7 protein-coding genes are annotated in these 11,824 nt (G+C 73.4%); 6 read left to right on the top strand and 1 reads right to left on the bottom strand.

Annotated elements, in window-relative coordinates; all coding sequences use genetic code 11:
• Positions 1–224: 224 nt before the first annotated feature.
• The gene (locus tag ACFQ79_RS19465) at positions 225–1,226 is read right to left on the bottom strand and encodes an ABC transporter permease (protein ID WP_383585020.1); all 1,002 of its coding nucleotides are present in this window, start codon (positions 1,224–1,226) and stop codon (positions 225–227) included.
• A gap of 361 nt (positions 1,227–1,587) precedes the next feature.
• Here ACFQ79_RS19465 and ACFQ79_RS19460 point away from each other — a divergent pair, with 361 nt between their 5' ends.
• The 6 genes from ACFQ79_RS19460 (at position 1,588) to ACFQ79_RS19435 (ending at position 11,738) form a co-directional block, all read left to right on the top strand.
• The gene (locus ACFQ79_RS19460; protein ID WP_383585053.1) at positions 1,588–2,574 is read left to right on the top strand and encodes a hydroxyacid dehydrogenase; all 987 of its coding nucleotides are present in this window, start codon (positions 1,588–1,590) and stop codon (positions 2,572–2,574) included.
• 236 nt (positions 2,575–2,810) lie between these two features.
• Positions 2,811–3,908, top strand: coding sequence for a LacI family DNA-binding transcriptional regulator (locus ACFQ79_RS19455; protein WP_383585050.1), 1,098 nt, complete (start codon positions 2,811–2,813; stop codon positions 3,906–3,908).
• 212 nt (positions 3,909–4,120) lie between these two features.
• Positions 4,121–5,485, top strand: a complete 1,365-nt coding sequence (locus tag ACFQ79_RS19450) for a M60 family metallopeptidase (protein ID WP_383585018.1) — start codon at positions 4,121–4,123, stop codon at positions 5,483–5,485.
• Positions 5,486–5,619: 134 nt separating this feature from the next.
• Positions 5,620–8,073, top strand: coding sequence for a polysaccharide lyase 8 family protein (locus ACFQ79_RS19445; RefSeq protein ID WP_383585016.1), 2,454 nt, complete (start codon positions 5,620–5,622; stop codon positions 8,071–8,073).
• Between the two features lie 38 nt (positions 8,074–8,111).
• Positions 8,112–10,043 carry a DUF2264 domain-containing protein gene (locus ACFQ79_RS19440; protein ID WP_383585014.1) on the top strand — a complete coding sequence of 644 codons (1,932 nt, stop codon included), beginning with the start codon at positions 8,112–8,114 and terminating at the stop codon, positions 10,041–10,043.
• Between the two features lie 219 nt (positions 10,044–10,262).
• On the top strand, positions 10,263–11,738 hold the full coding sequence (locus ACFQ79_RS19435) for a hypothetical protein (RefSeq protein ID WP_383585012.1): 1,476 nt from the start codon (positions 10,263–10,265) through the stop codon (positions 11,736–11,738).
• Positions 11,739–11,824 lie beyond the last annotated feature (86 nt).

Below are 11,824 nucleotides of genomic sequence, written 5' to 3'. Positions count from 1 at the left end.
AGTTCGCGGCACGGGTCGTCCTCGTGGCGGTGCGCGGTTCGGCACCGGTCGCACGCGGGGCCCAGGGCGCGCGCGGGGCCCCGGTGAGCTGAGGCGGCTCGGTGAGCTGAGAGGGCTCAGTGGCGCGGTGGGCACCGGTGACACGAGGGGGCTCAGTGCTGCGGTGGGTCTCGGTGACACGCGGGGGCCCGGCGGTGCGGTGGGACTCGGTGACACGAGGGGGCTCAGCGATCGGCGCCACGGTAGATCCCTTCATGGCCGAAGTGGTGGGCGAGCTTGTTGGCGCCGAGGACGAGCACGGTGCCGACCACCGCCTTGACGAGGCCCACCGCCGCCGAGACACCCCAGTCGCCGTCCTTGATCCCGTGGAAGTAGACGTAGGTGTCGAGGACTTCGCCCGCTTCGGGACCGACGGCGTCCCTCTGGAGCAGGATCTGCTCGAAGCCGACCGAGAGGATCTGGCCGAGGTTGAGGATGAGCAGCAGGATGACGACGGGGGCGATCCCCGGCAGGGTGACGTGCCACAGGCGCCGGAGCCGGCCGGAGCCGTCGATGGCGGCCGCCTCGTACTGCTGGCGGTCGATGGTGAGGAGCGCGGCGAGGATGATGATCGTGCCCCAGCCCGCGTCCTTCCAGACCAGCTGGAGGGTGAGCAGCCACGGGAAGGCGTCCGGGTCGCTCATCATGTCGTAGCGGGGCAGCCCGGCCGAGTCGAGCAGCTCCGGCAGGACGCCTGCGCCGCCGAGGACCTGCTGGAAGATCGAGACGATGATGACCCAGCCGATGAAGTGCGGCAGATAGACCACGCTCTGGACGAAGCGGCGGAGCTTGTCGCTGACGACGCTGTTGAGCAGCAGCGCGAGGGCGATCGGCAGCGGGAAGAAGAAGACCAGCTCGACGAGGGCGATGGTCAGGGTGTTGCGGACGGCGGACCAGAAGGCCGGTTCGGCGAAGGCCGTCGCGAAGTTGCCCAGTCCCACCCAGGCGCTGTCGGCGTACCCGAGGTACGGCTGGTAGTCCTGGAAGGCGGTGACGTAGCCGAGCAGCGGTACGTAGTGGAAGACGAGGAAGTAGAGCAGGCCCGGCAGGCAGAGCAGCAGCATCACCTTGTCGCGCTTGATCCGCTGCCAGAGGGTCGCCTTTCGGCGGAGGGCGACGGGCGTTGCCGTCGCCCCGGCGTCCTGCCGCCGGCCCTTCAGGGGCAGCGGGGGTGCTGTGTCAGCCATGGAGGAGTCCTGTTCGGCTGGTGACGCAGGGAAGTCGATATGACGTTCTGCGGCGGCAACGTAGTAAGCGGTTAACCCAGGCGTCAAGAGCGAGTGTGGATCCGTTCGCGATTCGATCGCCGCCCCGTCCGGATCAACCGGCCCTGTTTCCTGGCCATTCCGGCTGCTCGTCGGCCAAATCCCTGCCGGGTCCGGGGGATTGCTTGACGGTCGGCGGCAACTGTCCCTAGCGTGCGCAGTCATCTGTAGTACACGCTTACTATCCGGAGGCATGGTGCGAACCTCTGACGAACCGTCGGCGCGGACCGGCGTGAACGGCCGGGCGCCCACTCTCCCCCGCCGCCCGCGGACGCTCCTCGCCATGGACCCCGCCCTGCTCGACGACGTCTTCCCACCCGCCGTGCGAGCGCGCCTCGAAGAGGCCGCCGACCTGCGACTGCCCTTCCCCGTGGAGGAGTTCGACAGCCCCGCGGCGGCGACCGCGCTCGCCGACTGCGAGGTGCTCCTGACCGGCTGGGGCTGCCCGCCGGTCGACGCCGGCGTCCTGGACCGCGCCCCGCGGCTCGGTGCGGTGATCCACTCGGCGGGCACCGTGAAGACCTTCCTGAGCAGCACCGCCTACGCACGCGGCATCGCCGTCTCCTCGGCGGCGGCCGCCAACGCCGTCCCGGTCGCCGAGTTCACCCTCGCGGCCATCATCCTCGGCGCCAAGCGGGCCTTCCCGCTCGCCGAACTCTTCCGCACCCGCAGGTCGCACCGGACCGCGGCCGACCTGGAGCGGCTGCACTGGCTCGGCACCCACGGCATCACCGTGGGCGTGGTCGGCGCCTCCCGGATCGGACGCCGCGTCGTCCAGCTGCTGCGCGCCCTCGACGCCGAGGTGCTCCTGCACGACCCCTATGTGAGCGCGGCCGAGGCACGGGAGCTGGGAGCGACCGGCACCGACCTGGACACCCTCGTCGCCACCAGCGACGTGGTGACCCTGCACGCGCCGGCCACCCCCGACACCCACCACCTCCTCGACGTGCGGCGCCTGTCGCTCCTGCGGCCCGGCGCCCTGCTCGTGAACACCGCGCGCGGACCGCTCGTGGACACCGAGGCGCTCGTCCCGCACCTGGTCAGCGGCCGGATCGACGCCGTACTCGACGTGACCGACCCGGAGCCGCTCCCCCACCACCACCCGCTGTGGGAGCTGCCCAACGTGTTCATCACCCCGCACCTGGCCGGTGCCCAGGGCAACGAGGCGGGACGCCTCGGGGCGCTCGCCGTCGACGAACTCGGCCGCTACGCGCGCGGGGTGCCCCTCCGGCACGCCGTGCTCCTGTCGGACCTGGAGCGGATCGCATGACCGGACCACCCGACGCCGCCGCCGACCGGACCTCCGGGCGTCCGGACGGCGCCGCCGACCAGGCCCCTCCGCGCGCCGCGGGACAGGGCCTAGGCTGGGGGCCGGACGCGGGGCGGAGCCGTCCGCCCGGAGGCACCGGGCGGAGCGGGACCCGGGAGCCACGGGCCCGCGCCTCCCGGCGGGGGCCGGAGAGCGGCCCGCGCAGTGACGACCAGACGCTCCAGGGGGAGGACCGGATGTCCCGGCAGGAATCGACGGCGGCCGGACAGCGCCGCGCGACGGTCGTGGACGTCGCCCGCCTCGCGGGGGTGTCCACCGCGACCGTGTCCCGCGTGATGAACCGCAACTACCCCGTCGCGGCCGCCACCCGTGAGCGCGTGGAGGCCGCCATGCGGGGCCTCGGCTACGTGGTCAACGCGCACGCACGCGCCCTCGCCGGCGTCTCGGGCCGCACGGTGGGCATCATCATCAGCGATGTCGTGGACCCCTTCTACGCCTACATCGCGCGCGGTGTGGAGCGCGAGGCGGCGGCGGGCGACCGGCTCTGCCTGGTCTGCACCACCCAGGGCGATCCCCAGCGCGAACTCGCCTTCATCGAGCTCATGCACGAGCGGCGCGCCGATGCCGTGATCCTCGTGGGCGGCAGCGTCGCCGATCGCACCTACCGGGCGGAACTCGCCCGCCGCGCCCACGAGCTGGACGCCGGAGGCTCCAAGCTGGTCCTGTGCGGCCGGCCCTCCCTCGGCGAGGACGTCCCCACGGTCGGCGTGGAGTACGACAACGAGGGCGGCGCCTTCGCGATCACCGACCATCTGCTCACCCAGGGCCACGAGCGGATCCTCTACCTCGGCGGCCCTCCCGGCCTCTCCACCACCCGGGACCGCATCGCCGGGCACCGGCGCGCCCTGGAGCTGCGCGGGGTCGCACAGGACCCGGACCTGGTGCAGCCGGGCGCGTTCAGCCGGGCCTTCGGCTACCGCCGGATGAACGAACTCCTGCGGGAGGGGCTGCGGTTCACGGCCGTCTTCGCCGCGAACGACATCGTCGCGGCCGGTGCCGCCCAGGCGCTCGAGGAGGCCGGGATCGGCGTGCCGCAGGACGTCTCGCTCGTCGGGTACGACGACGTGCCCGTGGCTCAGGAACTGCGACCGCGCCTCACCACCGTCCACGTACCGCTGGAGGAACTGGGGCGGCAGGCCGTGCGCGTCGCCGTCGACGGAGGCGACGAGGACGACTGGCGCGCGCCGACGACCGGCACGCTGCGGCTCGGGACGCACATCGTCGTGCGCGACTCGGTGGCACCGCCGCGGGCCGCGAAACGCCGCCGATCCTGAGCGATTCCGCGTGCATGAGGGCCCGTTGACGCAGTAACGAACAGAAACACGTCCTGACCCCTTGCGGACGGACAGCAAACGCTTACATGCTGGCGCGCAGCTCCCGAGCCTCGCGCCGTGCGGCTCGCACCTCGTTCCGAGCCGAGCTCCGGGCTGCCTCCGGGATGCACACCCCGCCTTCTGCACCTCCTCGCCCCCAGGAGACGACACCGATGCAGATCCCCTCGCTCCCCTCGCCTCCCTCCCCCTCCTCTTCGCGCAGGTCCGCACCGTCCCGTCGTTCGGTCCTCGCCACGATGACCGCGGCCGGTGCCGCGCTCGCCGTGGGTGCGGGCACGGCCCGGGCCGCCGCGCACGGCGGCCCGACGGTCGCCCTCACGGCACGCCCCTCCGCCGAGGCCGAGCGGCTGCGCCTCGCGTCCGCCCTGCGGGCGAGCGAGTTCCAGCCCACCGGTCGGTACGCCCCCGCGAACACCCCGCTGCGGTTCACCGTCCTCCCCTTCGACGGCCTCCTGCCGACCCTCTGGATCGGCCACTGGGACTACTACGGGACGGTCAAGGAGCCCCGCCCGTACGCCCTCAGGCCCGGCAGCAACACCGTGACCGATCCGCACGGCGGACCGGTGTACCTCACCCTGGAGGGGGACCGCGAGCGGGCCGGCGTGCGGTTCAAGGAGGGCTCCCGCCCGATCCCCGTCTTCGCTCTCGGCCGCACCACGGAGGCGGAGTTCCAGCACCGGCTCGACACCCTCACCGACGTGCCGGTGGTCGAACTCCACGGTCCGCGCACCCTCGTCACACTGACCCGCGACGGCGCCCTCCTCCATCGGGGCGAGGACCACGCGGCCCTCCTGTCGCTCCTCGAAGAGATCATCCAGGCCGAGCAGGACATCAGCGGCCTCGACGGTTCCTCGCCGCTGCACCGCCCCAAGTCCGGCCCCTTCCACTTCACCGAGGTGTCGGTGGTCCCCGCCGGGGTCGGCGCCTTCGCCACCCACGGCTACAACGGCTTCCCGCGCGCCTACCTGGACCGGGCCACCACCGTCCAGGGCCTGCGCACCCGCGGATGGGGGCTCTACCACGAACTCGGCCACACCCACCAGCAGATGGCGTACAAGCCGACCGGCCTCACCGAGGTCACGGTGAACATCTACTCTCTCGCGGTGCAGCGCGCGCTCGGACAGCCGTCCAACCTCCTCCTCCCGGACTCCAAGACCGGCCTCACCCCCTTCCAGTCGGCCCTGCCCAGGCTCGGCGGACCCGGCCTCGTCTACGAGAAGTCCTTCGGGGCGTACGAGAAGCTCGTCCCGCTGCGCCAGCTGGAACTCGCCTTCGGCGCCGACTTCTGGCCCCGGATGCACCGGCTGGTCCGCGAGGAGAACCCCGCGTCGGACTACACGGAGACCGCCAAGCGGTACCGCTACCTCGCCCTCTACGCCAGCCGGGTGGCGGGCCGCGACCTCACCGACTTCTTCGTCAACCGGTGGGCCTTCCCCATCGACGCGCAGGGCGTCGCGGAGCTGGCGGCGCTCGGACTGCCGCAGCCGGCGGTCGATCCGTCGACCCTCACCGACTGACGCGCCCTTCCCCTCCGCCCTTCCCCTCCCCCCTTCCTCCCGCCCCCTTCCCCTCGCCTTCCTCCCCTTGCCACTTCCCCGCGCGTTCCCCTCTCCCCCTTCCACCTCCCCGATCAGCAGGAGGCGCACCGGTCATGGCTCTCCCCAGACGACAGATGCTCGCCCTCGCCGGTGCCACGCCGGTTCTCTCCCTCCTTCCCGGAACCGCCGCGGCGTCACCGCCCGCCGGAGGGACCGGACCCGCGCCGGCGGCGGCCGGGGACACCACCGATCCGTACGGCCTCCTCCTCGCCCGGGCCGAACAGGAGCTCACCGGCGGCGCCTTCGACCCCGCGGACCCGGACTTCGCCGCCGCGCTCGCCGCCCTGGAGACCGAGGCCACCACCTGGTGGGAGCGGCTCGACACCACTCAGGGCCGGAAGGCGCTCTGGGCCGACCTCTCCCCCGCCTCGGACCCCGGCATGTTCGGCCAGAGCTATCCGCGACTGCGCACGATCGCGACCGCCTGGGCAACCCCCGGCACCACGCTGACCGGTCGCGAGGACGTGCTCGACACCCTCCTGGAGTCTCTGCGGTTCCTCGGCACCGTCGGCTACCACCCGGGGCGCGCCGAGACCGGCAACTGGTGGTTCTGGGAGATCGGCGCGCCCCGCGCGCTGATGGACACCTGCGTGCTGGTGCGGGCCCGTCTGTCGCCGGCCGACCTCGCCGCGCACGTCGCCGCCGTGGCCCGGTTCTGCCCGAACCCCGATCGCCGTACGAACATCCCCTCCCTCGCCGAGACCGGCGCCAACCGGGCCGACAAGGCCGTCATCGTGGCGCTGCGCGGGCTCCTCGCCCGGGACCCCGCCGCGCTGGCCCTCGCCCGCGACGGCCTCTCCGACGTACGGGACGCGGGGCGCAACAGTCTCTTCCGGTACGTCACGTCCGGGGACGGGTTCTACGAGGACGGATCGTTCGTCCAGCACGGCAGCGTCGCCTACACGGGGACGTACGGCAGCGTCCTCCTCGGCGGTGCGGGACAGCTCATCGCGCTGCTCGCCGGTTCGGAGTGGGCGGTGTCCGATCCGGCGGTGACCGTCCTGTACGAGGCGGTGGAGCGGTCGTTCGCCCCGGTGGTCTTCGACGGGGTGATGATGGACGCCGTCCGTGGCCGTGCGGTGTCGCGCGAGCGGTCCCGGGACCACCACGACGGGGCGGTCACCGTCAGCCGTGTCCTCCAGCTCGCCGCGGGCGCCCCGGCCGGCCATGCCGAACGCTGGCGGTCCCTCGCGAAGGGCTGGATCCTCCGCAACGAGGCGACTCCCTACAAGGGACTCGTGGGCATTCCGGCGCTCGCGCGTGCCAAGGCCGTCCTCGCCGACCCCGCGGTGCGGCCGGCCGGGCGGCCGACGGGGCACGTGGTCCTCGCCGACATGGACCGGGTCGTGCACCGGCGGCCGGGCTGGGCCTGCGCGCTGTCCCTGTCGTCGCGGCGCATCGCCGCGTACGAGGCGGGCAACGGCGAGAACCTGCACGGCTGGTACACCGGGGACGGCATGACCTATCTGTACGACGGCGACGACCCCTCCTCCTTCGGCGACGGCTTCTGGCCGACCGTCGACCCGTACCGCCTGCCCGGCACGACCGTGGACACCCGCCCCCGCGCGGATCTCGGGACGGGCCCCGGCACCGGCACGTACCGCCCCACGAACGCCGTGGCGGGCGGCGCCGCGCTCGACGGCCGGTTCGGCGCGGCGGCCATGGAACTGGCCGCCCAGGACAGCACGCTGCGGGCCCGCAAGGCGTGGTTCTTCCTCGACAACGCCGTCGTGGCGCTGGGCGCGGACATCACGGCGAGCGACGGCCGGACCGTCGAGACCGTCGTCGAGAACCGGAACCTGCACGCCGACGGGCGGCAGCGCTTCACCGTCGACGGCCGCCGGCAGCCCGACGAACAGGGCCGGCGGGCCGACCTGTCGGACGCCCGCTGGGCCCATCTGGAGGGCTACGGCGGCTTCGTGTTCCCCCGCCCGCCCCGCGGTGACACCGCCACGCCGGGTTCGCTGAACGCGCTCCGCGAGGAACGCACCGGCACGTGGCGTGCGCTCAACACCGGCGCGGACACCGGCGGCGGCAGCACCCCCGTCACCCGTCGCTACCTCACCCTCTGGTTCGACCACGGCCCCTCCCCCTCGTCCGCGTCCTACTCCTACGTCCTGCTCCCCGGCGCGAGCGCCGTCGCGACCGGCGTCTGGTCGCTCTCCCGTCCCGTCGTCGTGATCGCCAACAACGCCACCGCGCAGGCCGTCGAGGCCCACCGGCACGGTCTGCTCGCCGCGCACTTCTGGCAGGCCGGAACCGCGGGCGGGCTCTCCTCGTCGGGCCCCGGCACCGTGCTGGTACGACGGACCGGGCGTCATGTGTCGGTGGCGGTCGCCGACCCCGGGCGTACGGGCACGGAGCTCACCGTCGCACTCCCCTTCCGCGTCCGCGGCGTGGTCCGCGCCGACGACACGGTCACCGTCGCACCGGGCGGGCGCACCGTGCTCACGGTCCGGGTCGGCGGTTCGCGGGGCCACAGCCACACGGCCGACCTGGTCCAGTGACCGTCCGGCCCCGCGTCCGGCCCCCGAAAGGAGCCCTCGTGCCCCCGTCCCCGCCCGCACCCCTGCCCGCGCCCGCCCCTCATCTGCGCCTGCCGCCGACCGACCGCGTCCTGTCCCCCCGGACCGGCTGGACGCGGGCGCACTGGGAGGCGCTCGCCGACCGGCAGCTGGAGGCCCTCGTCCCGTACGCCACCCCCGGGTTCGCGCAGTACCGCCTGCCCGGCCGCACCAGCTGGTCGGGCGTCGTCTCGGACGGCCTCGAAGGGTACGCACGCTCATTCCTGCTCGCCTCCTTCCGGATCGCCGGCGCGGACGGAAAGGTCGACCCGCACCTCATCGAAAGGTATACGCGGGGTCTGACAGCGGGCACTCTGCGTGACGGACCCGAAGCGTGGCCGGTGCTCACCGACTGCTCGCAGCAGATGGTGGAGGCGGCCTCCGTCGCCATCGGCCTGCACGAGACGCGCCCGTGGATCTGGGACACGCTCGACGCCTCGGTCCAGGAGCGGGTGGTCGAGTGGCTCTCGGGCTTCGTGGGGGCCCGCACCTGGGACAACAACTGGCGTCTCTTCCAGGTGGTGTCGGAGCAGTTCCTCGCCTCCGTCGGCGCGCCGCACCGCCGGGAGGACATCGAGGGCGGCCTGGAGCGGATCGAGGACTGGTACGTCGGCGACGGCTGGTACACCGACGGCGACGGCCGCAACTTCGACTACTACATCGGCTGGGCCATGCACCTGTACCCGATGCTGTGGGCCCGGATGGCCGGGCCGGACGGGGACGGCGGCAGGGGCGCGGTCTACCGGGAGCGGCTGGCCCTGTTCCTGTCCACGTACCCGGAGTTCTTCGGCGCCGACGGGGCCCCCGTCCATCAGGGGCGCTCCCTGGCGTACCGGTTCGCCGCGACGGCGCCGGTGTGGCTCGGCGCCCTCGCCGACTGCACCCCGCTGGCCCCCGGTCTCACCCGGCGCCTCGCGTCCGGAACGGCGCGGCACTTCGTGGAGCGCGGCGTGCCGGACGAGCGGGGACTGCTGCCCCTGGGGTGGTACGGCACCCATCTGCCGACGACCCAGCCGTACTCGGGACCGGCGTCCCCGTACTGGGCGAGCAAGGCCTTCCTGGGACTGCTGCTGCCCGCGGACCATCCCGTGTGGACGGAGCCCGAGCAGCCCCTTCCGGTGGAGGAGGGCACGCGGTACACGGCGCTGCCGGCCCCCGGCTGGCTCCTCCACGGCACCCCGCACGACGGGATCGTCAGGCTCGTCAACCACGGCAGCGACCACAATCCGCCCGACGGTCCCGGCGAGGACGACCCGCACTACGCGAAGTTCGCGTACTCGACGGCCACGGCACCGGAGTCGGCGGCCCACGCCTGGGCGCGCACCGTGGACGGCCATCTGGCGCTGCTCGCGACGGACGGCACCCCGTCGCGACGGAGCCGCATCGTTCCGGTGTCCTGCGAGGGTCGCCGTGCCTCGTCCCGCCACACGGCACGACTCCCCGGGTACCAGGAGGAGTTCCCCGTCGAGTCGACGAGCCTCCTCCACGGGCCCTGGGAGATCCGCGTGCACCGGGTGCGTCCCCCCGAGGGGGTCCGGGTGCGCGAGGGCGGGTACGCGGTCGCGGACGTCACGCCGCCGCAGGTCCTCAGGGGCCCGGGCTGGGCGCTCGCGCGGACGGCGGCGGGGCTCACGAGCGCGGTGGTGGGCCTCCACGGCTGGGACGAGGAGGGCGAGACCGCGCGCGAGGTCGAGGCCAACGCGTTCGGTCCGCACTCGGCGACGCCGTACCTCCTCGCCTCGGGTCCGGTCGCCCCCGGGCACCCCGCACGCGCGCGCGTGCAGGTGACGCTGGTCGTCCTCACCCGGGACGCCGTGCACCCCGAGGCACTGCGCGCGGCGATCCACTGCGAGCGGGGGGACGACGACCTGATCCGGATCACGTTCCCGGACGGCGAGGTCCTGACCGTCTGAGGGCGCCGCCCGTCCGACAGCACGTCTGTGACAGCACATCGACAGCACGCCTCTGGAGGAGAGATGACACGACGGTTCGCCCCCCTGTCCTCGGTGAGAGCCTGGGCCGCACCGGCCGCCCTTCTGGCGCTTGTCTCCGCGTTCTCGTACACGCCGGCGACCGCGGCACCGGCCCAGGAGACGCGGCGGACGCAACGGACCGGGGAGACACGACAGTCCGTGCAGGCGCAGCAAGCGCAACCGCTGAAGAGCAAGTACCGCGCGGACGCGGGACTCGGCGACTGCCTGCGCACCTTCAGCGGCAACGACACCGTCCAGGTCGGCGCGTGCACCCCGACGACGGGCGAGTCCGCCTCCATGCGTCAGTGGGAGGCCGTCGACCAGGGCAACGGATACGTCCTGGTCAAGAACAAGTACCGCACCGACGCGGGACTCGGCGACTGCCTGCGCACCTTCAGCGGCAACGACACCGTGCAAGCCGGCGCCTGCACCCCCGCCGCCGGCGAGTACACCTCCATGCGCCTGTGGAAGGCCGTCGACCAGGGCAACGGATACGTCCTCCTCAAGAACAAGTACCGCACCGACGCGGGACTCGGCGACTGCCTGCGCACCTTCAGCGGCAACGACACCGTCCAGGCCGGCGCCTGCACCCCCGCCGCCGGCGAGTACACCTCCATGCGGCTCTGGAACGCCGCCGCCTTCGCGACGGGCTGGCCGACCCGTCCGGTGACCGGTCAGAAGCGGGCACTGGTGATGGCCACCCACTGGAACGACGCCGCACCGGTCGATCCCGCGCCCGTCGAGCAGGCGACCCTCGGGGCCGGTACGCCGTCCCTCCGGACGTATCTCCAGGAGGTGTCCGGCGGGCAGCTCTCCCTCACGGGCGACATGCTGACCGGTGTGGACCTCGGGGCGCGGCCGGCCGCCTGCGAGTCGGCGGCGATCCTGAGTGCCGCCCGGGCCGCCGCACGGGCGCGGGGCGTCGAGCCGGACACCTACGACTACCTCTTCGTCGACATCTCCCGCCACTCGGCGTGTGCCTGGGAGGGGCTCGCCGCCATGCCGGGCAACTGGATCCTCTCCAACGGCGTCGGGCACAAGACATGGATGTGGACCCATGAGTTCGGCCACTCCTCGGGCTTCCAGCACTCCGACACGCTCAAGGCCTGCCCGGTCGCGGGCAGCGTCACGACCGTGAGCGGCGCGTGCACGGTCGCCGGGGGCGACGACCCGACCGACACCATGGGCGGCGGCGGCATGCACCTCTACCCGGCCGACTACCGGCAGTTCGCCGGCTGGGTGCCGGACTCCCAGGTGCCGCGTGTCACCGCCACCGGGAGCCATCAGCTGGGCGTGCTGGGCGAGAGCGGCACGCAGGAGTTGCGCGTGGCCCGCCCCGACGGCGGCTTCCTGTCCCTGGAGTACCGGCGGGCCACCCCGCCCTACGACGACTACGCCGCCACCGACCCCCTGGTCAACGGCGTGATCGTCCGTATCGTGACCATGGGCGGCACCGTGAGGAACCGGCTCGTGGACGCCACCCCGGCCACGTCCACCACCGACGACGCGCCGCTGGCGGCGGGCAGGACGCTGGTCGACGAGGACGCCGACGCGGCCGTCACGGTGTGCTCGGTGGGCCCCCAGGGCGCGGACCTGCGCATCGCGGTGGGCGGCACGACGCCTCCGGCCTGCTGATCCGCGGAGGCGCGGGGGTGGGCGGCGAGCCCCCGTCCGTGCGCACCGGAGCGGCCCGGGACAATGGCACCCCGGGCCGTTCCGCG

Source organism: Streptomyces sp. NPDC056480, assembly GCF_042795405.1.
Lineage (GTDB): Bacteria > Actinomycetota > Actinomycetes > Streptomycetales > Streptomycetaceae > Streptomyces.
This window is presented reverse-complemented; position numbering and strand designations above follow the sequence as displayed.